Source organism: Paraburkholderia phenoliruptrix, assembly GCF_047325075.1.
GTDB lineage: Bacteria > Pseudomonadota > Gammaproteobacteria > Burkholderiales > Burkholderiaceae > Paraburkholderia > Paraburkholderia phenoliruptrix.
The window spans coordinates 2,958,277-2,984,222 of record NZ_CP168531.1; the positions used below are offsets into that span (position 1 = coordinate 2,958,277).

Annotated in this window: 19 protein-coding genes; 2 read left to right on the top strand and 17 right to left on the bottom strand. The window is 61.9% G+C overall.

The genetic code is table 11. The features are described from left to right. Window positions 1–97 precede the first annotated feature (97 nt). From ACEN8U_RS25150 to ACEN8U_RS25180, 7 genes are all read right to left on the bottom strand, one after another. Complete coding sequence (locus ACEN8U_RS25150; RefSeq protein WP_310111637.1) at window positions 98–3,682, bottom strand: condensation domain-containing protein; 3,585 nt, start codon at window positions 3,680–3,682, stop codon at window positions 98–100. A gap of 243 nt (window positions 3,683–3,925) precedes the next feature. Beyond that, a complete protein-coding gene (locus ACEN8U_RS25155) occupies window positions 3,926–4,744 on the bottom strand; it encodes an ATP-binding cassette domain-containing protein (protein ID WP_310111634.1) in 819 nt (272 codons plus the stop codon). A gap of 17 nt (window positions 4,745–4,761) precedes the next feature. Next, a complete protein-coding gene (locus ACEN8U_RS25160) occupies window positions 4,762–6,408 on the bottom strand; it encodes a cyclic peptide export ABC transporter (protein ID WP_310111631.1) in 1,647 nt (548 codons plus the stop codon). Between the two features lie 66 nt (window positions 6,409–6,474). Next, on the bottom strand, window positions 6,475–7,365 hold the full coding sequence (locus ACEN8U_RS25165) for a YqcI/YcgG family protein (RefSeq protein ID WP_310111628.1): 891 nt from the start codon (window positions 7,363–7,365) through the stop codon (window positions 6,475–6,477). A gap of 170 nt (window positions 7,366–7,535) precedes the next feature. Continuing rightward, on the bottom strand, window positions 7,536–8,972 hold the full coding sequence (locus ACEN8U_RS25170) for a peptide synthetase (RefSeq protein ID WP_310111625.1): 1,437 nt from the start codon (window positions 8,970–8,972) through the stop codon (window positions 7,536–7,538). Window positions 8,973–9,042: 70 nt separating this feature from the next. Beyond that, the gene (locus ACEN8U_RS25175) at window positions 9,043–9,936 is read right to left on the bottom strand and encodes a thioesterase II family protein (RefSeq protein WP_310111622.1); all 894 of its coding nucleotides are present in this window, start codon (window positions 9,934–9,936) and stop codon (window positions 9,043–9,045) included. A gap of 3 nt (window positions 9,937–9,939) precedes the next feature. Further along, the gene (locus ACEN8U_RS25180; protein WP_310111620.1) at window positions 9,940–10,173 is read right to left on the bottom strand and encodes an MbtH family protein; all 234 of its coding nucleotides are present in this window, start codon (window positions 10,171–10,173) and stop codon (window positions 9,940–9,942) included. A gap of 327 nt (window positions 10,174–10,500) precedes the next feature. On the opposite strand from ACEN8U_RS25180, the gene ACEN8U_RS25185 reads away from it, so the two are divergent. Together ACEN8U_RS25185 and ACEN8U_RS25190 are read left to right on the top strand one after the other, a co-directional pair. Further along, entirely contained in the window at window positions 10,501–11,136 is a 636-nt protein-coding gene (locus ACEN8U_RS25185; protein WP_310111617.1) for a nitroreductase, read from the top strand. Between the two features lie 151 nt (window positions 11,137–11,287). After that, the gene (locus tag ACEN8U_RS25190) at window positions 11,288–11,443 is read left to right on the top strand and encodes a hypothetical protein (RefSeq protein WP_413657763.1); all 156 of its coding nucleotides are present in this window, start codon (window positions 11,288–11,290) and stop codon (window positions 11,441–11,443) included. 265 nt (window positions 11,444–11,708) lie between these two features. Here the strand turns inward: ACEN8U_RS25190 and tssJ are convergent, their stop codons facing one another. From tssJ to ACEN8U_RS25240, 10 genes are all read right to left on the bottom strand, one after another. After that, entirely contained in the window at window positions 11,709–12,239 is a 531-nt protein-coding gene (tssJ, locus tag ACEN8U_RS25195; protein WP_310111614.1) for a type VI secretion system lipoprotein TssJ, read from the bottom strand. 13 nt (window positions 12,240–12,252) lie between these two features. Further along, window positions 12,253–13,386, bottom strand: coding sequence for a type VI secretion system baseplate subunit TssG (gene tssG, locus ACEN8U_RS25200; RefSeq protein WP_310111612.1), 1,134 nt, complete (start codon window positions 13,384–13,386; stop codon window positions 12,253–12,255). Further along, window positions 13,383–15,209, bottom strand: a complete 1,827-nt coding sequence (gene tssF / locus ACEN8U_RS25205) for a type VI secretion system baseplate subunit TssF (RefSeq protein ID WP_310111610.1) — start codon at window positions 15,207–15,209, stop codon at window positions 13,383–13,385. Before tssF ends, tssG begins: the two co-directional genes overlap by 4 nt. A gap of 10 nt (window positions 15,210–15,219) precedes the next feature. Further along, complete coding sequence (gene tssA / locus ACEN8U_RS25210) at window positions 15,220–16,812, bottom strand: type VI secretion system protein TssA (RefSeq protein WP_310111608.1); 1,593 nt, start codon at window positions 16,810–16,812, stop codon at window positions 15,220–15,222. Further along, window positions 16,809–20,381 carry an ImcF-related family protein gene (locus ACEN8U_RS25215; RefSeq protein ID WP_310111605.1) on the bottom strand — a complete coding sequence of 1,191 codons (3,573 nt, stop codon included), beginning with the start codon at window positions 20,379–20,381 and terminating at the stop codon, window positions 16,809–16,811. Before ACEN8U_RS25215 ends, tssA begins: the two co-directional genes overlap by 4 nt. Further along, window positions 20,378–21,496 carry a hypothetical protein gene (locus tag ACEN8U_RS25220; RefSeq protein ID WP_310111602.1) on the bottom strand — a complete coding sequence of 373 codons (1,119 nt, stop codon included), beginning with the start codon at window positions 21,494–21,496 and terminating at the stop codon, window positions 20,378–20,380. Before ACEN8U_RS25220 ends, ACEN8U_RS25215 begins: the two co-directional genes overlap by 4 nt. Window positions 21,497–21,621: 125 nt before the next feature. Beyond that, entirely contained in the window at window positions 21,622–22,026 is a 405-nt protein-coding gene (locus ACEN8U_RS25225; RefSeq protein ID WP_413657766.1) for a PAAR domain-containing protein, read from the bottom strand. Beyond that, entirely contained in the window at window positions 21,971–22,810 is an 840-nt protein-coding gene (locus ACEN8U_RS25230) for a hypothetical protein (RefSeq protein ID WP_310111596.1), read from the bottom strand. The genes ACEN8U_RS25225 and ACEN8U_RS25230 overlap by 56 nt, the downstream gene beginning before the upstream one ends. An 83-nt stretch (window positions 22,811–22,893) precedes the next feature. Continuing rightward, window positions 22,894–23,379, bottom strand: coding sequence for a hypothetical protein (locus tag ACEN8U_RS25235; protein ID WP_310111594.1), 486 nt, complete (start codon window positions 23,377–23,379; stop codon window positions 22,894–22,896). Beyond that, entirely contained in the window at window positions 23,376–25,943 is a 2,568-nt protein-coding gene (locus ACEN8U_RS25240; RefSeq protein WP_310111592.1) for a chitinase, read from the bottom strand. The genes ACEN8U_RS25235 and ACEN8U_RS25240 overlap by 4 nt, the downstream gene beginning before the upstream one ends. Between the last annotated feature and the right edge of the window lie 3 nt (window positions 25,944–25,946).

Here is a 25,946-nt window from a genome sequence, read left to right on the forward strand (position 1 = left end):
CAGGTGTCTGACGCCCGTGCGAAGAAGCGCGGGCCGTGTGTTTCGATGCCGGTGGCGAAGTCAGTGGCGATGTTGGCGGCCTGACGACTGCGGCGCGCTACAGCGCATCGGCCCCGGCGACGGGTGCGCTGACGCGGGCCGCTTCATCGTCGTCAAGACGCAATTCGCCGATCGTGCACAGCGGCGTGTCGGCGATCTGTTCGAGCAGCTCGACGTAGTGCCGCGCGAATTGCGCGACGAACACGTCGTCGTAGAGCTCGGCGGCGTACGCGAACACGCAGCGTAATCCGCCCGCGTCCTCGCGGAACACGTCGAGCGCAAGTTCGAAGCGTGCGTCGCTCGCGTCCGCGTCGACGAGGGCGCACTGCACGCCGTCGAGATCGAGCGCCGTGTCGAACGCGTCGTGCAGTACGAACTTGATCTGTGCGAGCGGACTTCCGCCCGCGCGGCGGCCCGATTGCAGCGCGGCCACCACGCGTTCGAACGGCACGTCGGCATTCGCGTGCGCCTCGATGCTGTGCTCGCGGATTTCGCGCAGCAACGTGGCGAACGGCATCGCGCTCTGCACCGACGCGCGCATCGCGAGTGTGTTGACGAAAAAGCCGATCAGTTCCTCGGTATCAAGGCGGTCGCGGCCGGCGACCGGCACCGCGATCACCACGTCCTGCGCGCCGCTATAACGCGAGAGCAGCGCGGCGAACGCTGCGAGCAGCACCATGAACAACGTGGCGTTCTCCGCGCGCGCGAGCGACGCCAGGCGGCTCGCGAGCGCGACGGGAATGCGCACGTCGATGCGTTCGGCGCGAGGCTCATAGCGACGACCGCGTTCGTGCAAGGTCGGCAGCTCAAGCAAGGCGTCGTAACCGGCCAGACGATCGCGCCAATAGTCGAGCTGTGCGTCGAGCCGGGCGCCGCCGTCTACGGCAAAGCGCTCGCGCTGCCATGCGGCGTAGTCTCCGTACTGGACCGCGAGTGCCGGCAGTGCACCGGTAACGTCGGCGCCGCTGCGCCGCGCGGCGCGATAACCGGCAGCGAAATCGCGCAGCAGCACATTGATCGAACACCCGTCCGCGATAATGTGATGCATCACGAAATGCAGCACGTGTCGCTCGTCGTCGCGAACGAACAGCGTCGCGCGAAAGAGCGGCCCGCGCGTCAGATCGAACGGCTCGCGGGCAGGCACACGCAGCTGCGCGTCGAATGCTTCGTCGCTAATGCCGCGTGCGAGGGCAACGTCCCAGTGCCACGCGTCGCGCAGCTCGCCCGTTTCCTTCAAGGGCGCAACGATTTGACGCGGCGCGCCACCGGTATCGTCGAAGCGCGTGCGCAGTATTTCATGGCGACGCACGAGCGCATCGAGCGAGCTTTTGACGGCGCCGGTGTCGAGCGGACCCGTTAACGAAAGCGCGGCGGAAATGTTGTAGGCGGGACTGTCCGGATCGATCTGCCACAGCATCCATAGACGCTCCTGCGGAAACGACAGCGGAGCCGCGACACGCTCGCTTTCAGCGCGGCGCACGAGCGCCGAAATAGTCGCGCAGTTTTCTGCCGACCCCGCGCGGCGCAGATCCAATGCGGCCGCGAGGCTCAGAAGCTTCGTATGACTAAACATCATGCCAACCGGTACTTCGCACGCCAACCGCTCCCGTAGACGCGATGCAACCTTCGCCGCCAGCAGCGAACGGCCGCCGAGCGCGAAGAAATCGTCCGACGCGCACGGTGCCGGCACGTCCAGCACCTCGCTCCACACCTGCGCGACGATGTGTGCGGTCGGCGTCAAGGCTTCGCCGCTCGTGTGTTGCGCGACCGCACGTGTGGCAATAGCGTGCGGCCTTTCGGACCGCGCGTCGTGTATCGCGAACGGCACCAGCGCGCCGCTTTCCCAAGCCGTCAGGCACGCGCTGCGCTGCAATTTGCCACTGGACGTGCGCGGCAAATCGCCGGGTTCGAGCAGGAGAATCAACGCGGCTTCGTATCGGAACGCGTCGCCGAGCGCCGCCGCAATCGCGCTAAAAATCGTTTCCGGCGCCACCTGCCGCGCCCTGCCGCGCGGCACCTCCGCAGCCACGCCGATGCCTTCCGCGCCGTCGGCCGCCTCGACCGGAAACACGCTGACGCGCCCGCGGCGCAGCCATTCCACGCGATCGGCGAGTACGGTTTCCAGATCCTGCGGGTACACGTTCTCGCCACGCAACACAATCACGTCCTTGCGGCGTCCGCAAAAAAACAGTTGCCCGTCATGGATGAAACCCAGGTCACCTGTACGCAGCCAGCGCCCCGGAAAACCGGGCGCGTCGTCGAAAAACACGGCGGCCGTCGCTGGCGGATTTTCCCAGTAACCCTGCGTGATACTCGGCCCGCCGCACCACACTTCGCCGACATGCCGCTCCGGCAAGCGCTCGCCTGTCTGCGGATCGACGATGGCGAGCTCGTGGCCGAACGCGGTCACACCGCAACCCACAACGGCTTTGCCGTCACTGTCATCGGTCACCGACCGCGCGACTGGCGGGCGCAACGCGAGCCCGGATGCGGAGAAACGCGTGTGCGGCGCGCCCGAGCCGACCTCGACGCCCGTGAGAAACAGCGTCGCCTCGGCAAGCCCATAGCATGCGTACATCGCGCGCGGATCGAGGCCGTGGGCGCCGAAGCGCGCGGCGAAGCCGTCGAGCGTCGTCTGGCGAATCGGCTCGGAGCCGCAAAACGCCACGCGCAGCGACGACAGGTCGAGTCCCGCGAGCTGTGCATCGCGCACGCGGTCCGTGCAAAGCCGATAGGCGAAGTCCGGTCCACCGGTTACCGTCGCGCGCTCGCGTGCTATGCCGGCGAGCCAGCGCGCGGGGCGCTCCAGAAAATGCAGCGGCGAAATCAACGTGACCTGGAAGCCGCACAGCACCGGCATCAGCACGCTACCGATCAGCCCCATGTCGTGATAGAGCGGCAGCCAGGAGAACATGCGATCGCCGGCACGGCAACCCATGCCGCGCGACATCGCGCTGACGTTCGCGCATACGTTCGCATGACTAACCATTACCCCTTTCGGCGACGACGTCGAACCGGACGTGTACTGCAGGAACGAGATGGCGTCGGGCTCGGCGCGTTCGATGCAAAAGCCTTCGTGGCTGCTGCCCTGGTCCGGCGACACGAACGTCGCGCCGCGGAGATCGAGCTCGCTGCTCAATCTGCGCAGCGACGCGTGCGATGCGTTTTCCACCACTGCAACGCGCGCCGTGCAATCGTCCGACATGCGCCGCAGCCGTTCGACATGCCCGCTTTGCAGCGCTTCGGGCGGATACGCCGGCACGGCGATCATCCCTGCATACTGGCAGGCGAAGAACGACACCACGTAATCGAGCCCGCTCGGCAGCATCAGCAGCACGCGGTCGTTCGGCGCGCCATGTTGGCGCAAGACAGCCGCAAGCCGCCGGGCGCGTGCGTCGAGCGCCGCGTAAGTCAACTCGTGCGCATCGGTGTCGCCGTCGGCGAGAAAGCGCACCGCCAGTTGACCGGCGCGCTCGCCGACATGCCGCTTCATCGCCGAAACGAGATCCATTGCAGGCGCCGCGGCGGTTTCGTGCGGCGCCTCAAAGAGCGACGCAGCGCCGCTTAACGCATGGTTCTGTGCGACGCGATTCGTCGCATGCATGCCCGCGCCATCCTGGCGCAGCGTATTGGTAACAGACATCCCCACCTCCGAGATTGGTCGCGCGCCGCGCGGCTGTCATCGCCCAAGGCCGCAAAGCGCGGCGTACAGCGCGCGCCGCCGTCGCACGCATCTGCGTTTGCCTATGCGCTTGCGCCAGCGGCGCGAATTTCGTCATTGCGGGGAAAGCCTGGCGTCTCTTGGGAACGCCGTTATGTCCTACCGGAGCTGCGCGGCCAGCGGCTCATGGCCGAAGCGATGCGAGCGCGGGCCCGCGCGTGCCGGTCAATACGCGAAACTGATCGGCGTGCCGCCGCGCGGATGCGCCACTGTGCCCATCGGCACGCCGTAAATCGCGCCGAGCATCTTTTCTTCGATGAGCTCCGTCGCGCTGCCGCTCGCGAGCAGCCGGCCGCCCTTGAGCGCGATCAGGTCGTCGCAGAATCGCGCGGCCATGTTGACGTCGTGCAGCACGACCACCACGCCGAGACCGCGTTGCTGACTCAGTGTGCGCACGAGATCGAGCACTTCCAGTTGATGCCCGATATCCAGCGCGGAAATCGGTTCGTCGAGCAGCAGGCACTGACTGTCCTGCGCGACCAGCATCGCGATCCACGCACGCTGTCGCTCGCCGCCCGACAGACTGTCCACCGCGCGATCCGCGAACCGCGTGATGTCGGTCAGCGTCATGGCCTCGTAAACCTTCTCGCCGTCGACGCCGGTGAAGCGACCGAGCGCGCCATGCCAGGGATAGCGGCCGAGTGCGACCAGCTCGCGCACCGTCATGCCGTTCGCCGCCGGCTGCTGCTGCGGGAGATAGGCCACCTGACGGGCAAACTCGCGGTTCTCCCACGCGTGCAACGGACGACCGGCAAAACGCAGCGTGCCTGCAGTCGGCGACTGTTGACGCGCAAGCAGCTTCAGCAGTGTCGATTTGCCCGACCCGTTGTGACCGATCAGCCCGCACACACGAGCCTTGGGCAGCGTGAGGGCAAGCGGGTGCAACAGCACACGCTCGCCGACGCGGAACGACACGCCGTCGAGTTCGTACATCGGTTCACCTTGCGCGAGCGGCGCGGAGATAACAGACGGATTGCTGGTCATGAAAGATGAATCCCGAATCAGTGAGGGGCGGCCGTGAGGCTCGCGGGCCGCGCATCGCCGGCTTCTTCTTCGACGATCTGGCCGAAATCCAGCTTGATGAAGCGCTCGGCGAGATGGAAGTAGCGATCGTCGTGCGTGATGACGAGCACAGTCTTGCCTCTCGCCTTCAGCTCCGGCAGCAGGCGCTCGTAGAACACGTTCTTGAACAGCGGGTCCTGGTCCGCGGCCCATTCGTCGAACACATAGAACGGCCGGTCCTCCAGATAGGCGACGACAAGTGCAAGCCGTTTGCGTTGCCCTTGCGAGAGGTCCAGCGTGGAAAACTTGCCGTCTTTCACGCTCACCTTGTGGTCGAGTTGCAGGTCAGCGAGTAGTTGCTGCGCCAGCGCGTCGAGTCCGTCGGCGTGCATGCCGAGGAGCGTGTCGAACAGGAAGAAGTCGCTGAACACGACGGAGAAATGCTGACGATAGACATCGCGCCGCGCCTCGTCGACGGGCTCGCCGTTCAGCAGCACACGGCCGCTCTCCGGCACATAAAGGCCGACCAGCATCTTGGCGAGCGTGGTCTTGCCACTGCCGTTGCCGCCGATCAGATAAACGAGCTCGCCGGGCCGGAACGTCAGGTCGACCGGACCGAGCGTAAATACGTCGTTCTCCTTTTCACGGAAGTAACGATGCGTGGCGCCGTCGAGCGCAATGCTCTCGAACGACGCGGCGGCTGGCGGCTCGAGCATGATTTCGCCCGGCAGTTCCGCGTTGACCTGTTCGATACGTTCGAGCGCAACGCGCGCCGAACTGAGGCTCGGCATCGCAGACAGGACGGCTTCGATCGGCATGATCATGTAGACGAACACGATCGCGTAGCCCGACATGACGTGCGGGTCCACTTTGATGTAGCGCGCGAACACGAAGAGCGTGAGGCCGATGAAGGCGAACAGAATGAAGTTGCCCCAGCTCGACGCCGCCGCATACAGCATATAGCCGCGCGTGCGCTGCACGCGCACCGCTTCGACGTTGCTCGCGAGGGTGTCTTCGACGAAAGCACGCTTGCGGGCACGGTGCAGCTTCAGCTCCTTGGCGCCGTCGAATAGCGCGCGGAAGTGCCGGACGAGGTCGTCCTCGCGCTTGCGCGATGCGCGCAGATGAAACATCGCACGGCTATGCGCGTAGCGAAAACCCGTCATGCCGAGCACGATGGTGACGATTGCAACGAGCAGGATCGGCCATGACATGTAGCCGAGATACGCAAGACAGCCTGCGATTACCGCACTTTGCATCGCAAGCGAAGGCAGGCTCACGAAAAGCACGACGATCGTATCGAGGTCCTGTGTCAGGACTGCTAGCGATTTCGCCGCGCCCTGCTTTTCCAGCTGGGCAAACGCGGCGTCGCCGATGCGGCGGATGGTGCGCATGCGCAGCGTCGCCTTCGCCTGTTGGCCGAGCCACATGAAGAGCGACTGCGCGAGCGCGCGCATCGCGAGTACGACGAGGCCCACGGCGAGAAACTGCAAGCCGAGCCGCGCGAGGCCGTCCGGCGTCGCGATGAGCGCCTGGTTGATGAGCGCAAGGAGCGCGGCATTGCCGAGGCCACCGAGTACGCTGGCAATGAGCGCGGCGGCAATCATCCAGCGCGATCTGCTGACCAGTTGCAAAAGTAACGACATGAAGCTCCTTCCATTGCGAGCGTGAGTGCACGAGGCAGAGGCCGGCTGCCTCTCACACCGGCCCCGTCAGCTATCGGTGCCCCGCGCGTCGTCGCTTTGCGCGAAGGCTCTTTCGTGTTCGGGACGCGTGCCGTGGGCAGGCGCATGACGTTGCACCTGCGCCGAATGCACCGAATGCACTCCCTGCGAGCGGCGTTTCAGGAATGGACAGCGTTCCTCGATGGGCGCGTTTGCGTCGTCGAGAAAGTACTGCTTCCATTCGAGGTTGCCCGGATCGCCGTAAAAGCCGAGATCCGGGTGCGCGGGAATGTCGTCCCATGTTTCGAGGCGCTTGCGCACCTGGTTACGCGCCTCGCGCCCAATCACCTTGTTCGTGATCGTGTCGACGAACACCGAACGCGGCTGAAACAGCAGCACCATGCCAGGGCCCAGATTGCGGCTATGGCGCGCGCGAAACGACGGGCACGCGCACACGACGAACATCTGCACGCCGCCATACGAAAACTCCCACGCCTCGTCCATCGGGTCCGGCTGCTGGTCCGCGGACGGGTCCGGGTCGATATCGTGCAGGCGCTGCAGAATGCCCCAGAACAACGTTCTGTAGGCGTCGTGCGAAAGCGGCTGCGGATCCGGCTCGAAGAACACCGCGATATTGTTTCTCCGGTACGCCGGCCGCAATGCGAGCTCCGCGAAGGTTTGCATCGTCGCGGGTAGATCGCGCAGATCGCGCCCGTTGACGAACGAGTAGAACATCTCGCCGCGCCGTTCCGCCATCGTGCCGAAAAAACACGGATACGCCGGATCCAGCACCTGCTCGCGCAGCGTCGCGTAGGAGGCGTCCAGCCACGCGGGCGCCGACACGGCCGCACCCGTCGCTCTGCCGGCAATGATCCGGCTCTTCCAGTCGCTGACTTCGAATCGATCGGCCTCTCCGATAGCACTGTTGCCACTTTGCATCGTTCGCTCTCTCTTCCTGACCCACTGTTGTACGCGCCGAATGCGCGAGGCATCCCGGACCGCGTGGCCGGGACGTCGATACTGCTGTCGTGGAGAAGAGGCACCTTTGTTGTCGATCTTCGCCGTGGGCGCCTGCATGGTGTTGCCGTTTGCTCGTCGTTGCACCGCATTCAGGCCGAGGCAGCCGCCGGCTCATCAAGCCCGGCGACGAGGGCCTCGACCCACTCGTCGGGAATGATCGGCTGGTGATACGTGCATTCGTTCGATACCACCGTCGAGCCATGCAGACGGCCATCTGGAATCAGCACCATGTCGCCTTTGTGCATGGCAAGCTGCATGCCGACGTTGCCCCAGAAGAGCATGTCGCCCTCTTCGATGGTCACGAGACGATGATCGTTATGCACGTGCGTCGTCGAACACATTTCGTGCGGCTCGACGAAAGTCTCCCGATCGATACCGGGACACTCGGCGTCGATGCGCGAGCTGATGCGATGCGCGAAAGCGACATAGTCGCGAATCGACGAAAGCCAGCGCAGTTGCTCGCCGAGATCCCAGCGCGAACGCCCCGCAAGCCGCTCGCCGGCGACGAGTCCTTGCACGTATTGTGCGTGCGCGGCCGCGCCGAAGTTTTCGGCCACACGCCGCAATGCGCGCGCCGCCCGCTGTTCCAACGCGGTTTTCAACGCAGACGCCTGCGCGGGACCTCGACCCGGAGTTTGCAGATGGGCGCACGCGCGTTCGAGCGCAAGACCGAACGCGAGCCATTCAGCCTCGGCCGCGAATGCAGCGCCGACGAGCCCGAAGGCACGATCCGGCCGACGCGCGAGCGCATACAACAGGTTGCATTTCGCCGTGCTGGTCGGCAAATAGAACTGCCAGTACGCATGCTGCCGGCGCGTGATGCCGCTCGCGGCCGCGACGCGTTCGAGGAGCGTGTCATCCGGCACTTCGCGATGAAGGCTCGGCCGTTCGTCGGGCGGCAACATGTCGAAGAAGCCGCTCGCAGCAGCTCGTGCGAGCGCGCGGCGCTTCGAAACTGCCAGCGCCCAGCGCTGGACCATGATGAAGCGCAGCCCCTCCTCGAGGTAATCGTTGCGCAAGAGACGCTCGAACGTGGCGCTCCAGAACGCGAGTTCTTCATCGACGATGCGCGTGACGCGTGCACTTGTCGCGTCGACGCTTTCGCTAGTGACGACATCTTTAGTCAGGTATTCGAACGAATACGCTTCGAGAAACGGCGCGATTTGCGCTCCAAGTTCGCGCGTGTCTTCGCGGTAGAAGTCGGTAAAGCGCTGCCAGTCTGCCGGCTCGCCGCTCGAAGGCGCGCGCGCAATGTCGAGCTCGTAAATCGACATCAACGTGCGGCCGGAGGCGAGTGCCGGGAGGCGGCTCACGTTGTGCTCGCGCACGGGTTTCATGAACTTGAGGAAATCGAAGTCCTCGGGCCGCAGCGGGCGGCGATGGAAGTCGTCGTCGAGCAGCAGTTCATCGACGGTCGCGCTGCGAAACGGCTCGGCCGCGGCAAACTGTTTGATGAGCGCGACGTAGCGCCCGCTTTGGCCAACGAACGGCGAAAAATCGAAGATCGGCAGCGAAGCCTGGCTCATGGTCATTCGGTCCTTATCCGGGTTGCCTCAAACTGCAAGTGGTGGCGGCACAGCGCTTTGAGCGAGGGGTTCATGGAAGGGCTCTGCGCAACGGGTCGGTCATGGGCGCGGCGCGCTGCGACCCTTGCGGCGGCTGTGCAAATTTCGCTTCTTGCGCTTCTTCCATGCCTCGCACTGGACCGACTCGTTTCGCGAGCGATCCGGCGACGACTGCAAGTACCGCTTCGCGCGCCGTGTCGATAAAGAAATGCCCGCCGTCGAACCAATGCACGGCACATGCGCCGCGCGTCTCTTCCGCCCAGGCCTCGACGTCTGCGCTGTTCGCCGTGGCAGGGTCGTTCCGGCCGACGAACACGTCGATGGGGCAATCGGGCATGACGGGGCTACCCGCCGACCCGACGCGCGCCGTCCTATGCATCGGATGCATGCCGCACAAGTGAAAGTCCGCACGCAAGAGCGGCAACATGAAGTCGACGAAATCCGCGTCGTCGAGCAGTTCGGCGGGCGTACCGCCGCGCTCGCGCAGGCACGCGATCATTTCGGCATGCGAACAACTCAGCCAGTGCGTTTCATGTTTGCGGCGCGCCGGCGAAATGGTGGCGGACGCTCCGAACCAGACAGGCCCGGGCTTGCCCTGCTCGCGCAACGCATGCATGAGCTCCAGCCCCACGAGAGAACCCATGCTGTGCCCAAACAAGGCGAACGGAGCCCCACCGTCGATCAGCGTGAGCAGTTCGTCCGCAAGTTGCTCGACGAGCGCAGTCCATTCGGTATGCGGCGGCGAGAAACGGCGCATACCGTGGCCCGGCAATTCGAGCGTGCGCACCTGCACATACGACGGCAGCCGCTGCGGCCAATCGCGATACAGCGCGACACTGCCGCCGGCATGCGCGAGGCAGACAAGGGTGAGCGTGCTCGACACGTGCGCTTGGTGCCTGGACGAGGTCATCGGTTCCGTGCCCATGCTTCAGGCGTTCGTGACGCCTTCGGGCCCTGCGCTTCCGGCCATTGCCTGACGCAAGCTCAACGGACGCATGTCGGTCCACACTTCGTCGATCCATTGCAGGCACTCGTCCTTCTTGCCGGACTTGCCTGTTTCGCGCCAACCGGCCGGAATGGCCTTGTAGTCAGGCCAGATCGAATACTGTTCCTCGTGATTGACAACGACAACGAAATTGCTGTTTTCGTCACCCCAGCTCATCGCGGCTCCTGAATGAAGTTGTGTATTGCCTTCTGCGTCCCGCAGGAGCGGTCCGCTTCTATTCCCGGCTCATCTGACATTCCCGGCGCATCTGACCAGAATATAAATGAGAATCATTTATATTTAAAGCGATTCGTGGGCACGGCGGACGTCAAGAGGCGTGACCCGTGGTCGAAGCCCCACCTCGGCTCTGCGGTGCAAACGTGTGCGCCAGACAAGAACGCAGCATAAGCCAAAAACTTTTATCAGACAAGCAAATAAGAATCATTTGCATTGCCGTGTGTTTGTCGCCATGATGCGGGTGATTCAAAACTTAAGCCGATCGCTATGGACAATTCGCAGCGTCGCCCCAGCCAACCCGTCGCTTCCGACAGTCTGACAAACGCGCAACACACCTTTTTCGACACCCTGCTCTCGCGCCAGTCTCACTGGCCGCTGGCCGAGCCGGGCCCGAGCGATGCCGAGTTGGGCCTGATCTTCGATGCCGCGATGCGCGCGCCTGATCATGGCGCGCTGCGTCCGTGGCGCTTTGTGCTGATACGCGACGACGCGCGCGCCGATTTCGGCGAGGTACTCGTGGATGCCGCGGCGCGGCGCGAGCCAGCGAAGGCGCGCGCAAAGCACGAACATCGGCGGCAACTTGCGTACACGGCGCCGCTCGTCATCGTGATAGCCGCCGCGCCTTCAGCGAGCTCGCACATTCCCGAAGCTGAACAGATGCTTTCAGTCGGCGCGGCCGCGATGAATATGCTCAACGCGATTCACGCCCTCGGCTATGGCGGCTTCTGGGCGACGGGCGCGGACGCCTACGATCCGAACGTGCAGGCCGCGCTCGATTTCGAGTCTTCTGAGCGCGTGCTCGGCTTTCTATTCGTCGGGACACCGAAATCTCGCGAGCCCGTTACCTCGCGGCCGTCGCATTCGCTTTATCTGCGCGAGTGGCTGGGGCGCGCGTCGATCTGAAATGTCGATGGCGCAACGCGCTGAACAGGCGAGCGACCGCATTCATCCGGTGCCGTGCGTCGAGCATTAGTCAAATACCGACTACCGTGGATCGACACGCGGCGCGCCAATTTATACTGGCACTCCGCGATGTCTTTGCAGAGCCCCTCGTATGTTCTCGGATGAACACAGGTACCTCGCACCGCGCGGCCACAACGAGGCGCTGTTCGCCGCCGTCTATATCAGCAATGTGTCTGCGGGCGTCGGCATGTTGGAGGTCGAATCGATTGTGTCCGTGTCTCGCGTTGTGAACCAGGCGACGCAGTGACCGGTTTTCTCGTGCATCCGGGCCGCCATTTCGTTCAGTACCTGCCGCTGCCGGAAGTCAGCGAGTCGCATCTCGTGGCCGGCCGGGTTGATGTTTTGTTGAGGCGCGAGGTGGGTTCGTCGGTGGGATGGGGGCGAAATTCAAGCGCATCGCAGCCAAAATCCCTGCATCCGATACCGCGACGAGTACCCGACATTGCTCATTGCAAAGCTGCGGTCGAAGTTCCCGACGTCGTCACAAAGCGTTAAGCGTTCCCGATGGCCCATCACCGGGAGCTGTTCCGAGACTCGCTGCCCGACGCAACAAGCAGCTGGTCGACCAGCTCGAGCTTCAACGGCTTGTCGGCGTCGAGCTTCTTCCTGACGATTGCGTATTTCCAGCCGTCGCCCGTGCCCGGATTGCGATAGAACGCGACGATAGCCACGTAGTTGGTGTCAGCCTGCATCGGCTGCGTAAGGCTCGCAGACGCACCCGGGTTCAGCACGGACGCCATGCTCGCCTGCAGATCCTGCGCAAGCACGATCCGGTCGTTTTTCAAAAGGTCTTCGTACGAAGCGCCGTCAAACATCTTGCGGTCCTTCAGTTGATAGACGCGCACCGCAACCGACGTGGGGCGGCCGGCGTCATCGGGGTTCAATGCTTCGCGGGCGGAAAGATCGACTTTGAGCACCTTGATCTGCTTGAAGAACACAGCGTGGTACGCGCTCGACGACGCGTCGGAAACGGACTGCCACGCGCCGCACGCCGACAGCAGGAGAACGGATGCAAGGGTTGAGATAGCGAAACGAATGGACATCGATATTCCTCGGTCAGGCATGGCGCGGCGCCAGGTGTGGATTAGGCGCTGGCTTCGGGAATGCTTCGTAGACGCCGAGCGCGATATTGATCAGGCGTTCCTCATCGGCGGGCAGCACAGTGGTCCACGCGAGGCGCGGCGCCGGTCCGGCTGACGCGTGACCGATGGCTGGCTTAGGTGCAAGCCGCGACGACACTTCCATGCGCAGGTGCACGTCCGCCTTCGCGCCCACGTACAGTTGCACGTACGCCAGCAACTCACGATGAAGCGTGGCCCCGGGCAGCAGCTCGTGGGCCTGCTGCGCGTCGGCCGGACGCAAGATGACCCGCACCGCCCGGCCGCGATGGACAAGCCGCCTGCCGAGCACGTAGCTGCCCCCAAGACCGGGCTGCGCACGATCTTCTGGAACCGAAGCACGGCCGCCGGACGTCAGCGGCCGCGGCTGCCCTGCCCGCGTGAGTACGGGAAAGAATTCGTCGACGCGCACGCCGACGCCAGGGACGGCGAGCGCGACGACGCGCGCGAGGCCTTCCGACGTTCGCGTACGCTGAATCAGCAAGCCCAGCAATGCGAGCATCCGCGAATCCGGCAATCCAGCGCGCTGAGGTTTATCGCCCAAGCCAAAGCCTGCCAGGCACAGCAGATTACGTGAATGCGCATCGCTGCCGCCCGCGCGGAAACTCTCGGCGTAGCGGTACCTTTTCCATGCGCGGTACAACAGCGTGACCACGCGGTGATGGAACTGATCCAGAAAAGCCTCGACGGCCTCGTGCCCTTCCTCCCGCAGCACGATATCGTCGATCATGTGCGGAGGCATCGCTGCGTCGACGCCGTACAGGCCCATGAACGTGGTGCGCACAGTGGGCGGCAAGCGGGAGCCGAACGCAGGGCCGAAGATATCTGTCTCGTCATCGAACTCCACTGACGCTACTTCACCGGCTGGAAACCCCGTGCGGGGACGCGGCCTGAAGCGAACCGGTTCGTGCTCAGGTGTATCGCACGTGCCGAAGCCCGGACGCGCGGGTACACGCACCTCGAGCAGACGACACAGCTGCATGAAGTTCATCTTCGGGGCGCGGGCGAGCAGTGATGCGACCAGCGGATCCAGATTCGGCGGATCGAGATCGGGCAACTCGCGCAATTTCATAGCGGCGCCCTCTGTGCCTTGCTGCGCGGCCAGTCCGTGCGCGTTTGCAACGGCAGGCTCACGATCGACAGCTTCGTAAACAGGTTGATCTCGGCATACTGCTCGAAGAAGCGATGCAGCAGCTCACCGAAGAGCATGACATCGCCCTCACCGGCGAATGCATGGGAATCAAGGGTCACTTCGATGAGCACACCGCGTTCGACAGCGCCGCCCGAGACCTCTTCGAGCAGTTCCTGTGAAACCCACAGAATGCCGGCGAGACGCCGGCGGTTCAGTTCGTCATGAGTCCAGTCGTAGAGCGCGAGCGCGCCGCGCAGTACTTCCGCGTTCATCATCGAGAGGAAATTCGGTGCGAGATGCGACAGCACCCGCCACTGAAAGCGGTCGCCGGTCGGCGGATAGAGCGGAAGCGTCGGGGCAACGAGATTCCTCACACCCACGACGTTCGGCGTGCTCGCCGCAAGCTCGGCGATGCTCGCTTCGCGAAGACCCTTGCGCGGCAGCATGCCGTTCGTACCCGTTACGCGCAGCGAGAGGCTTTCCTCAGGCAGCGTAGCCATGGATTCCCACGCATGACCGCCGAGAATGACCCACGTCTCGTGCAGCCCGGAGACGCCGGGGCGTACGCGGGCATGAAAGTAGCGCTCCGGCGCTTCGTGACGCAGCATGCCGCCGCGGTGCCGGAACGTTGTGAACGGTGCGTATTCGTACCGTTGCGCGGTTTCGTGATCGAACGCCTCGATCGCATCGACCGAGTATGTTTCGACGTGCTCGCCTTGATGGCCGGCCGGCACCACCCGGTATTCCGTCTCGTGGTGATCGATTTCGATCGGCTCCGCGTCGAGTTCGAAGAGGTTGATGACCGGCGCGCAGAAGAGCCGCACGTTCTCCGCGGTAAAACGCTGGTCCGACGGATACCTATGCTTGAGCAGGATCTCGAGCTCGAAGCGGGTTGCCTTCTCCGGCAGTGTCGTGATGTCGATCCCGCAGAGGTCGACAAAAAGGAACTTCTCGCGAAAAGTAAAGTACTCGAGGAGCAACTGATAGCCCGAGAACGCCGCATCGGATTTCGACCATAGGCGCTCTTCGGTCGAGAACCCGGCTGGCTCGAGCGTGACACCGGTAAGCGGCAATGCTTCGCCGGCGGCCTGACCATGGTTCGCTTCCTCGATACGCCACGCGATTGAATCGACCTGGCGCGTGAGCGCGAGATGCATCGCGAACGCGGTCGGTAGGTCCGCATTCAGGTACAGGCGCAACCGCGACAAATCCGTTTCCTGGCGACGCGCCGACGCGTCCAGCGCAAACCCGAGCCGGATCACAGAACGGCCGTCGTGGCGCACGGTCGGGCCGGCGTGCGTGATGGCGACCGGTTGCAGCGTGACCGGCTGCGTGGTCCGGTACAGGCACTGCACCGTCTTCGGCGTCGTACCCTCAGAGCCTGGCACGAGCGGCACCGCTATCGGCGCGGAGCGCACCGGGACGCCCGCCGGCACGACATCGGTTCGCTGGAGCTTTTCCGCAAGCGGAATCAGCTCGACCACCGACAGCGACGGGACCATCCGCAGGTAGTGCGGCCACAACAGGCTCACGAGCCCTTCAGTCAGTTCAGGCAGTTCGTCGTCAAGTTTCTGCTGGAGCCGCGCGGTGAGAAATGCAAAACCTTCATAGAGCCGCTCGACGTACGGGTCGCGGTCACCCACGCGATCGAGGTTGAGCATGCGCGCGCGGTCAGGATACGCTTTCGCGAATTCCTTGCCCGCCTCGCGCAGATAGCGCATTTCCATTTCGTAGTAGCGCAGAATTGGATCGTCGTTTTTCATGGGGTTTCTGTTACCAAAGGGTCAGCGAGCGCGCCGGATCGAGCACGGTGAGTTCCGCCTGCAATTCGCCGATGCGACGCGCAAGGCCTGGCTTGTCGGCATCCTTGCGGTTGCCCATCGTCTTGAGCGCTCTGACCAGTTGCTGCTTGATCTCGAAGACAAGTGCCGGCTCCCAGCGCGCGAGCGGTAACGAACGCGTGCCGGCATCGAGCTCGGCGAGCAGGGCCAGTGCCGTGTCAGCGCGGCCCGCGTGATCGGCCACGCGCGCCATCACGAGCCGCTGCAGGTAGCGATGACGGTCGGTCTTCATCCCTGGCAGCGCTTCCAGCCACGCGAAAGCGGCCTCGATGCCATCTCGTCCAGCCAGTTCCCGCGCTTGCAGCTCGATCTCCGGCCAGTCGCCGGCTGCGCCGTCCTCGCTATCGGCGGACACCGGAAGCGACGCCAGCAATTCGCCCGCTTCCAGATCGCGCACGACAGCGTGCCGCGCGATCCATTCGAGCGTCACGTCGTCAGCGAACGGAGTGCCGTCGTTGAACGCGAGCCGTTCAATGCCAGGCAGCCGTTCGAGGAACAGCGCGAAGTCCGCGCCTAGCATGTCGCGCCACGTGCTGTACGGTGCGCCGACGTTATCCAGGGCAACGTGCTGGAAGTACTGCAGATCGAGCCACAGGTGATTGACTCCCTCCATAAAAGCGCCTTCGATGCGTTCGAGCAGTTCGTGCCACTGCTTCTGCAACACGAGCCGCTTGAGCTGCTGCCGCAACTCCATGCGCGGCGGCGCCAGACGCGTGCGGCCTGTCGCGTCGGCGGGCGGCACTTCATGCAGCGTGTCCCAGCGCACGCTGCGCACGAGTCGCACGGATGGCAGGTAGCCGTTTTCCTGATCCCGCAGCCACGTCGCCATGGCGCGCGCCTGGTCCAGCAGATCTCGCGTCGAAGTGATCGAGCCAGAAGCCGGTGCCCGCGATGACGACGACGATGAGGTAGGCAGTACGGCATGGTGGTGCGCGCCTGCCGTGGCTTCATCGTTCCGTTCGAATCGTGAGACGAGTGGTTGGAGGTTGGGCCGCGCGGCCTCGGGCCAGCTTCCGGTGTGTGCGACGAGCACGTCGAGAGCGGCCAGCGCGCGTTCGAGATCTGCTGACGCGAAGTCGCCGCGGGTTTCCAGCAACTCGATCATGCGGGTGGTGGCCAGCATCTCGAGTGCCGCCTTTTTCGCTTCGACGCGTGCGGGCAGCGCGGCTTCGCCGAACCGGTCGACGAGCGCTGCCGCCAACTCGAGGCCATCCGCGAAACCTGCGGGGCCATCCTGCCGCAGCCGTGCGAGTGCATAGTAGCCGGCCAGACGCAAGTCCTTGCCGGTCTCCATGAGCAGTTGCTCGCACGAGCGGATGATGAGTCCATCGTCGATTCCGGAGAGTTTTTGCGTTTCTTCCCGGAGCTGGAAAAACGTGTCTTCATATCGAGGATCGCGGCCCACACCGGCGTCGCCCGCGAGCGGCTGAAGCCAGGCACTCCACGCGTCGAGGCGCGAGCGGGCCAGCTCCTCACCGTCGTCCCGTGCCGGAAAGAGCTTCTCAAACAGTCCTGCCAGCATCATTCCACCTCCGGCAACGCGCCGTATGGCAACGGCGTCCCGGCGTGCCTCGCTGCGGCCATCGCAGCAGGCGGCAGCGGCGGTGGCTGCGCTGGCAAAGCCGCGGCCAGGCGCTTTGGCACGCCATTCACCGCCCCATTCGCCGCACCGGTGACGAAGACCCGCGTCGGCAACATGAAATGACGCAGCTGCAACACGTCCAGCGGACCTGCACCGGCCTCGCTGCGCAGTTGCACCTTCAGCGCAATGCCTTCGCTCGTCTCCGGGCTCCACGTGAGCAGAAAGCGCGCGCTGTCCTGCTGCGTTACCCTGGCGCGCTCCAGCAGCCGGATCAGCCCGAACCGTCCCTGTGCATCAAGCGCCGTGCGCAGCCCACCCTGCTCCGTCTGCCATTCGATGTGCGACAGGTTCTCCAGCGACTGGCCGGGCCATTCGAACGGCATCCATTCCTGCTTCTGGTTGAAGTAATGCAGCTCACGTCCGGACAGCACCAACTTCATCCCCGTGACCCCCGAGAACGGCACCGCCTGCAGCTCGAAGCGCACATGCGCGTCGCCCGAGGGAAACAGCACGGTCGAGATCTGCGTCAGCCTGTTCAGGCTGCTGAGGAAGCCCGGATCGATCGACAGCGCGCCATGATTGCCCCCCTGGGCCACCACCCACCGGTCGCCTTGCCGCTCGACCACCCCCGCGAGCTGCGTTGTGACGAACTGCGCGATCACGCCGTTGTCCGGCCGCATGAAGCGCGCCATCTCAGGCAGCGACGCATCGTTGCCGGAATCGGCAAACGGATAGCGCCCGCCGAACGTCCTGTTCCAGTCCGCCACGATCGCGCTGCGCCAGATCTCGTTCAGACTCGATGCCGCCGGCTGCACGACGACCTGCCAGGCCTGGTCGAACGGGGCCTGGAACAGTTCGCCGAAGCCCGACCACTGCTCGCCCAGGCTCGCGGCCACGCGGCTCGCGTAGTCGCGGCTCTCGGCCAGGTCGGACGTCCTGCCCTGCAGCACCGACTGCGCAGCGAGGCGTGCCATCGCATCCGGATCGGCGCCGGAGACGATCTGCGATGCCTTCAGGCGCATCGCCGTAACCCGCTCCAGGTATCGCGCGAGGCTCAGCTCCCCGCTCAAGGCGAGCTGAGCCAAAGCCTTGCTGTTCGCCGGCGCACCGGACGCCAGATCGCTGCCCGTGAGGTCTCGACCTGCGAGGCGCAGGATCGGCCCAAACGCTGCAGCCAGCGGCGCAGGCTGTGGTGGCGGCCGCTTCGACGGATCCTTCTCCCCGCCTCCGACGAGCTGCTGCGCCTTGCTGATCAGGTTCCCGGCGAGCGACTGCGTGTTCGCGCCCGCGCCTGCCTGGTACACAACCGCGTTCATCAGCGCGACGAGCGGCGAGCGCTGCGGGTCGCCCAGCAGCGTCAGCTGGTCGGCCGTGGCGGACAGCGTCGGCGCCGGCTGCCAGCGAAGGCTGTTGAGAAACAGCGCCCACGCGCGCGCGTAATCGTCGAAGTAGCGCTGGCGAAGTTCGACCTTCAGGGTTGACGGTGCGGCCTGTGTCGCCTTCACGTCGGACAGCACCCAGTCGCCCGCAACGTCGTGCTGCTCGCTCGCGTCGTCGATCGCCTTCGCGAGGCGCTCGTCCCACGCGGCACGCGTGAACACGCCCGGCACGGTCGCCGTCGTGTTGAAGAGGCCGCGGCTGCTCGTGTCGCCGAGCAGCGTGGCCAGCGACACGGACGGATACTTCGCCTTCGCCTCGTCGAGGATCTGCTGGTAGACCGCGTCCGTTGAGTTCTGGATGCCGCGCACGCCGATGACCGTCTGGCGCGTCGAGGCGACTAGGCCAGCATCCGGCGACATCGCGGGCATGCTGGCGCGACCGAGGTGGTCTGCGAGGAATGCGATCGTGTGCTCGCGCAGGTCGTCCCAGGTGCCGGACGACAGGGGCGAGTTCGCGGGACGCCCGGGCGCGGCCGTCGCGACCAGTTGTGGCGTCAGGAAGGCGGCGACCGCGCGCTCGGGCCTGGCGAGCATCAGGTACGCCTTCAGCGTGTCGTAGGCGGCCTGCACCTGTGCGTTGCCGCCACTGGCGATCTCGGCGTCCGACAGGGACGCGAGCTGGCGCAGGTGTTCTTCGAGCTTCTGGCGGATTGGGGCAACGAGGATGCGGCTCGCCGCACTGGCGTAGCCCGGCCACAGCGCCTCGAGCAGGGCGCCGTCACGGTTCAGGCCGAAGCGCGCCGTCCATGGCGCGCCCTCGTGCTGATGGATTTCCAGCGTGTCGATCTGCCGGTCGAGGCCATGGAGGGCTTGCAGGGCCTGTGTGCGATCCTCGACGGTGGACAGCTGCGCGACGGTGTCGGCCGCGTGGCGGATCGTTGCGCGGTTGACGAAGCCTGACAGCATCGTGCCGGCGATCCAGCTGGCGAGCAGGACCGTGGTTATCCATGCGGCTGTCGTCGACAGCGAGAAACCAATGCGGCGGCCGTGGAGCTGGCGGCTGTGGTCGGCGATGGTTTGCCAGATCGCTCGTTGGCGCTGGCCGGGGGGATTTGCCTCTGCCGGGTCGTCTGCGTTGCCGTCAGCGTTCTCCACTAATGATGGGGAGGCAAGCTCATGCTCCTTAAACAACGGCGCGAACAGAAGACCGTGAACAGACTGGCGCCAGGAGCGCGAGTTGGCTGTTTGCGGGACAAGTCCCGACAGGGCGGTGCCGAGTCTTTCGATATGTTGCGAGAGTTCGGCCTGATAGCGGTCGTGCTTGTCGCGCGCGATGCGCACGACGCCTGACTCCGCCAAGACGCGGCTAAGATCTTTCAGTGATGTATCAACATCGTCAGCATTGATGCGCGGATTCGACCATGTCAAGCCAATCGCTTCGTCCGGGCCCTCTAACTCGGCACCAAAATCTGTCACGTTGAGAAGATATGCAGGTGCCGCCCACCCCAGCGCGCGCGCGTGGCGAGCAAGGCACTGCGCGAGTCCGTCGGCGTCGAACGGAGACGCTACCGAGGCACGGTCGCGCGTCACGGCCACGATTGCATCGACCGGACGTCGCCCACGTAGCCGACGGATCTGGTCCAGCCAGTTCGTGTCGAGTGTGTTACGGGTTTGCTTTGCGTAAAGCAGGACGGTGTTGCCGGCGATTGCGTAGCCGGTATCTACAAGGGTCGGGACCAGACGCTTGACGAGTGGTTCGTCGCCTGCGACAAGTACCCAGCGCTGACGGTAACGCCAGCGTCGACCGTGCCGGCCCGTCAGCGCATTCGCAAGTGACTGTGATGTTCCGGTCGTGCCTTCTGACATCTCGGGTTGCTTTCGCTTATCATATTGCATTAACCATTGCGTCGCCCGCAACGAAGCAATCCAGAGCAATAGAGCCTCGAAGTATTTCGTAAAGATCAGTAATATCAACAGGCCTATGAAGAGCAATAGCTCGACAATGACCAGTCTGTCGAGACTCCACTTCTGCTCACGCGCGACTAACCACACGGCAACGGCGCACATGGCAAAGAGAATTGTGAGAGCAAAGCCAATAAAATGCGCAGCGGGACGTGACTTGTTTTTGTTCATGTCTGTTTCTCGCATACCAGTGCAAGTAGGTCATTGCCTTCCTGCGTGATTACGAGCTGTGGCTCATTCGTCAGAGCGGCGTTCGCAGCTGCCAGCGCGGTCGCTAGCCAGACACCTGCCGCCCCAGCCCTCCCTACGGCTGCGTCCAGGTCTACCGTCTCCATTCCGTGCCAAAAGCGGCAAGACGAGCGGATGATCCGCGCGACTTCTTTGCTGAGGCCCGTTCGCCAGCTTGTCCCGATGTTGTCGAACGTTCCCCCTCCCCAACGAATCGCAAGCTTGAGCACATCAGCCGTTGTTTCCGACGGCCCTCTGGCCGGTCGGTGTAGACACAACGGAGACGACACGCCAATACGGCTAGCAATCGCAGGACTTGAAACAAGCAGCATACTTGCGCCTTCGCTGACGCCGTTTGCAAGAATTTCGCTCGCCGCATTGCGCAATTGAACTGCCACTAGTAAGTGAACGCTGTCGGAGCAATTGTTATCAAACCACGAATCCGCGTGAAACAATGAGAGTTCCGTTTTTGACGATTTAACTTCGATGCGGGTTGTGTGCAGCACATTCCGCAGTCTAGCGAGCAGGCCTTCCTGAACGGTCGCAGAATCGACGACCGAGTTGACGCAAACATCTACACAAAGAGACACCTGATTAGGAATTCTAAGCAGCTTAGACTTTATGTCATCGACCATCTCGTTGAGTAACCATTCGCAAAGCTCCGATTGGCGAGCGTGTTCAGTTCGCGCGTTGCCCGAGTAAAATTGGCGCCCCGGGACGTCCAGCCATCTGGCAATGACGTCGGTGTTCGGCACAGCCTGACTGGCAACAGGCCGTAACTTCGTCATTCCGTCGACGAGGGCATCGAGCGAATTCTCCTCTTCGTCGGAACTGAATTTCCAGACATTCCCCAGCACGGCAAGTGGCTGACTTGACGATTCGTGACACTGCGCTTCTATCGCATCACTGATTTTATTTGTGGCCAGCGCAGCGCTTAGGCATCCATAGAGATAGGCAAGTCGACAACACAGCAAGAAGCTCCATGCAAGGATAGGAAACCCGATTGCACAGAACCAGAACACTACGCTATCAGCATTGCCGGCTGGCCAGACGAACACGGCCTGCGCCACACAACCTGTGATCATAAGACATAGGAGCAACGCCCAAACAGGAATCGAAGGCCGGGAAACGTGCGGTACGTCCACCCTCGGCGGGACGCGCAAAAAATCAACGGGCATCGTTCTTAGCGGACGGTAGCGCCGCCTGTGGAGGCGATCAGAACGCTACCGCACTGCGTCGCATCGCCGTCCCTTGACAAGGGAGTGCCCGCGTCCTTCATGTGGTCGCTTCCTTCAACAATTTCGTTATCCCCATGAATCGGGCAGGACACGAGAACCGCGATTTTTGCGACCCTTCGTCCTTTCACCTTGATACGGTCCGAGCCAGAAAGAACTTTTCCGCCGTGGCTCGTGCTGTCGCCTTCGCACACCAATTTCTTCATTACACGATAAACTTTTATATAAATTCTACTTTTCAGTTTATGAGTTGAACTTGAGAGACGCAAAAGAATTAAGCAATGTAATAAGATCGACTCACTTAAGAAAGCGGCGTCCTTTTTCGTGGCTGTCGCACCGGCCGACAATTTCATTTTTTGCCTTCGTGTCAGTATCGAGCGCATCGCACCTTAACCACATTTGTAAGGGCTTTGCTCCACCGGAGTAGTTCACTTCGCACCATCCTGCCGTAGCCTTATCGACGTTCGCTCGATCTCCCGCGATCAGAAATTTTTTTGTCTTATTTTTTATATTAGGGCCGTCAAACAAGTAACTCTTCTCTTTCAACCTGACGGGAATAGATTCATCTGTATTCATGAGCAAGGCGAAGGGGGAGTTGATCGCCTGACGTACATCCGCTCGTGATTGGTATGGGAATTTGTAAATCATCCTTCCCCTGTCTGATAGCCAACTGTAATCAGCCCCAAACCATTCGGAACTGCGCTCATCACGGCGCAAAGTGTTCCCGGTCCGACAGAAGACAGAAACAGAGTAAAGTTTACCGGACGAATTTGGCTCTGCGAGAGATTTTCGTACCTTCATGAAATGAGTCACGAAAATTCTTTCTCCGTGACTGCGCTCAGTCCCCGATGAAAATGCGTCAACAATCTCGCCGGGAGTATCGTCATAGAGAAGACCTCGTCCTTCTGCCTTCAGAGGTGAATCCCCGTCGGAGATGTAATACAAAGAAATTGCATTGGCCTCGATTGGAAGCCCGGTCTTAGGGTCATGTACCGGCTCTTGAATAAAGCAGATTGTCCCGCTCTCGATTCTCAAGGGCGGATAACTCTGCCGGCCGTGGATGTCGGAACATGTACTCGTCGCGCACACCGAACCACTCACAAAGGCGATTAGCATAAGAAATAAAGTCTTAGTCATTTGTGCAGCCCGACGAGAACATCTGATTAATATCAGATAAGTTCGCTAATATTCGACGCTCTTGATTTTGCAGAAGCGGACTTCTAATTATCAATGTTGCCTTGGGGTGGCTTTACGGGGATACCTCGAAATGCGCGGGGGCTTATCGATTCATAGCCCCCCGAGTCACAGATTAAATTTGAAATAATTCTTCCGTCTTTTTTTACATACAAGCCTGACGGGAAGCCACTGTAGACAACATAATTATATCGACCAGATTTGAATTTCAAGTGAGTGGTTTGAACATTTCCCTGATCAATATCACTTATCGAGAAGAAACCCATCGGCGGATAGGGCAGTTTTGGATACTCCAACTCGATACGACCCAGCTTACCGAACCGATACTGGACATAGCCATTTTTAGGCGATATATTTCCGGACGCACAAACGGAAACAATTTTTTCCCCAACGTGGCAACTGAAGTATATCTCCTCGTGTGCATTGCACAGCGTAGCCACTTGAGAGAACACTGGACCACAGGCAATACTTGCCAGCGCGACCGCAAAAAATCGAATTGGTCTTATGATCATTTGAAATCACCTCTATTCCAGATCGCTTGAAAGTTCTCAACGCGGGCTGCATAACTATCAGTATGCAGATTCACAACTGCCGTAATCGCATTGACCTGTGCGGGCATGGAGCCGTGATCCGCAAGTTCGGGGAGATGATTGGTAACCCAAAAAAATGCCGCGGATCTCGCAGCATATTTTGGCTGAGTCAAGACATCCGGATCTTCTTCATAGTCAATCACATCATTTTGGAAATCGGCCTGGTGACCAGTTTGCCATCGGGTGAACGCATGATAATTGGCTCGTCCGGTAAGTTGCTTCATACCTCTTCCTCTGTACCTCCATCCATCTCCGGAGGCGTGACTCCCGTTACCTAACTCCGCGCGACCACCGTAGGCTCCGTTTGCGATAGCTTCAAAATCGGCTTGATTCATTCGCGTACCATCGGCCTTGATAGGTCTCACCGTTGCGTAGCCATGTGCATGAGCTTCGGCAGGGTGGCTGCCGAAATAGCTAAATTTCGCGATTAGCGCACTGGCTTTCCAAATGAAAGATTCTTCAAGGTTTAGGTTGCTGCCGGTTTCCTGCATTACCTGAGCAAAAAAGTGTGTTCGTCTGAGCGGAGTATCCAACTTATAGACGTCGAGGTGCGCATTTAGCTCATCAGCGATTTGCTGAAGATCCTGCGCTGTCACATGGGGGAAGAGGCGCTGCATCATCTGCAAAGTGAATTGAAAACCACTTCGGCAGAAATTTCCCACCAGCGCAGCCGGGTGGATATGGAATACATCTGGTCCCGGGAAGCCAGGTACGCCTGCCTGTACTTCATCCCACCACACAAGCTTTGCGATGCGCTTTTTCTCCTCTTCGTGCTCAGGCTCCGGCTCGTTGCTCTGCGCGATTGCACTAACCAGTTCCTGCCACTTCGCTGGGTTGGCCCACTCGCTTTCGTGCTTAGGAATTAGACGTGATGCCCGAAAGGCAACCCACGGAAACGAGCTGCCTTGTGGGTTTTGTCCAGTATTGCGAAGTTCTTCTGCTGCATGGGCGCCATCACCGGAAGGATACAATGCACGGTAGATTGCGGTCATCAGCGGACTAAGCTTGCCAATGGCACCCGCGGTCGGATCATCACTCCCCTTTGTATAGGCCACGTAATCTGCAGCGCTCGCGAAAATTGTATGAGTCGGATCGTGATCCTCGTCGTGACACTCGAAATCAATCCAGCTTTGTGAGTGTTCCTGCGTAACGGTGCCACCAGCGAAGCTCTGCTCGCGCACCCAGCCTGAAATGGCATTACGCTGCATATCCGCGCTATCCACTTTCCACCAGTGTCGTTTCTGGCCGTCGTTACCTGGACTCGTCTCCAAACACGAATTCCCAGTATGGTTCTGCAGCACAGCAAACGTCTCGACTTGTGTTACATCGGTTTTCTTTGCCTGCGCGCTCGCTTGCGGAGGTGTTCCTGCAACCGGGTCCTTGTCGTAGAGCGTAGTGCCAGTGGCAATGCGCAAGATCGTCGGGGCCGCCGACAAGCCAAGTTGGCTCCAGTTCGCCGGCGTTGTTATGTTGGCATTGACCCCAGCCCGTCCGTCAATAATGAACTGCTTGATGCTGTCGTCGCTGAAGACCTCGATATGCACCAAGCGATTTGAGGTCTGGTCGCGCAATGAATCATAACGCCCCAGATATCCGAGCACGTCTCCAGCTTTGACTTTTAACCGCTGTTCAGGCTGCGGTATAACGTTGACGCAGTCAAAGACCGAATCCGGCATGACTTTTTCTACAACGGGGCTTGGGTGCCCGTGTTCCTTTCCGAGGAAAATCCACTTGCCTATTGCGGCACTCGAAGCGACGTAACCTCCAACTGCAGGAGCGATTAGAGCGCCTGGGTCTTCTGCTATCTGCCCCCAATCCCCTTCACGCTTGGAGAGTGACACCAAAGTCCCTCGGGGGAGAATACCCACGGTGGCGCCATGCGGTCTAGTCACCCTGACGCGCAGTCCTGTCTGATCGACTGAAGGAGCCTGACCACTCGCTGAAGCCGTCGGCTTATCTACCGTGTCCTCGGTTACTTGATATTTCGCGGACCAATAGCCCGGCCAAGGAAGCGCCGGATCAGCTTCGTAGCTAGCATAGTCCTGGAGATGCATGTACAGGCTAAAGAAGGTCCACTTCTTGCCGCGCGGAAATTCCATTGAGTGCTGCACGAGCGCAAAACCCGTGCTGTACTGAGCGTTGATTTCAGGTCCACCATTCTGAGGTGGCAGCGTACTTGCGAGATACTTACGGTTCACGCGCCACGCTATTACCTCGCCATCAGCGATGCAACGCACGCCTCCCTTCAGATCCAGCTCCTGCCCGGCTCCGGCCTCGCTGATATGGACACCACCGTGCCACATGCCACTGGCGCCAACGGGGAAGCTCCCCGTCGGCTCCTGCCTCAGTAGCAGATACATGTCGTGCTCATCGGTGATATCCGTCGCTAAAGCGCCATTGCCCTGCCCCTTCTTGCGAAACGGGAAAGCGAAGGCTATCTGCTTGAGCGGAGTGAGTACCGCGTTCGGCGCTGAACTGTTTGCCATGGT

Bases quoted from the DNA above. Each gene is read 5' to 3' on its own strand.
- ACEN8U_RS25150 (WP_310111637.1), bottom strand. From the start codon at position 3,682: ATGTCTGTTACCAATACGCTGCGCCAGGATGGCGCGGGCATGCATGCG.
- ACEN8U_RS25155 (WP_310111634.1), bottom strand. From the start codon at position 4,744: ATGACCAGCAATCCGTCTGTTATCTCCGCGCCGCTCGCGCAAGGTGAA.
- ACEN8U_RS25160 (WP_310111631.1), bottom strand. From the start codon at position 6,408: ATGTCGTTACTTTTGCAACTGGTCAGCAGATCGCGCTGGATGATTGCC.
- ACEN8U_RS25165 (WP_310111628.1), bottom strand. From the start codon at position 7,365: ATGCAAAGTGGCAACAGTGCTATCGGAGAGGCCGATCGATTCGAAGTC.
- ACEN8U_RS25170 (WP_310111625.1), bottom strand. From the start codon at position 8,972: ATGAGCCAGGCTTCGCTGCCGATCTTCGATTTTTCGCCGTTCGTTGGC.
- ACEN8U_RS25175 (WP_310111622.1), bottom strand. From the start codon at position 9,936: ATGGGCACGGAACCGATGACCTCGTCCAGGCACCAAGCGCACGTGTCG.
- ACEN8U_RS25180 (WP_310111620.1), bottom strand. From the start codon at position 10,173: ATGAGCTGGGGTGACGAAAACAGCAATTTCGTTGTCGTTGTCAATCAC.
- ACEN8U_RS25185 (WP_310111617.1), top strand. From the start codon at position 10,501: ATGGACAATTCGCAGCGTCGCCCCAGCCAACCCGTCGCTTCCGACAGT.
- ACEN8U_RS25190 (WP_413657763.1), top strand. From the start codon at position 11,288: ATGTTCTCGGATGAACACAGGTACCTCGCACCGCGCGGCCACAACGAG.
- tssJ (WP_310111614.1), bottom strand. From the start codon at position 12,239: ATGTCCATTCGTTTCGCTATCTCAACCCTTGCATCCGTTCTCCTGCTG.
- tssG (WP_310111612.1), bottom strand. From the start codon at position 13,386: ATGAAATTGCGCGAGTTGCCCGATCTCGATCCGCCGAATCTGGATCCG.
- tssF (WP_310111610.1), bottom strand. From the start codon at position 15,209: ATGAAAAACGACGATCCAATTCTGCGCTACTACGAAATGGAAATGCGC.
- tssA (WP_310111608.1), bottom strand. From the start codon at position 16,812: ATGATGCTGGCAGGACTGTTTGAGAAGCTCTTTCCGGCACGGGACGAC.
- ACEN8U_RS25215 (WP_310111605.1), bottom strand. From the start codon at position 20,381: ATGAACAAAAACAAGTCACGTCCCGCTGCGCATTTTATTGGCTTTGCT.
- ACEN8U_RS25225 (WP_413657766.1), bottom strand. From the start codon at position 22,026: ATGAAATTGTCGGCCGGTGCGACAGCCACGAAAAAGGACGCCGCTTTC.
- ACEN8U_RS25230 (WP_310111596.1), bottom strand. From the start codon at position 22,810: ATGACTAAGACTTTATTTCTTATGCTAATCGCCTTTGTGAGTGGTTCG.
- ACEN8U_RS25235 (WP_310111594.1), bottom strand. From the start codon at position 23,379: ATGATCATAAGACCAATTCGATTTTTTGCGGTCGCGCTGGCAAGTATT.
- ACEN8U_RS25240 (WP_310111592.1), bottom strand. From the start codon at position 25,943: ATGGCAAACAGTTCAGCGCCGAACGCGGTACTCACTCCGCTCAAGCAG.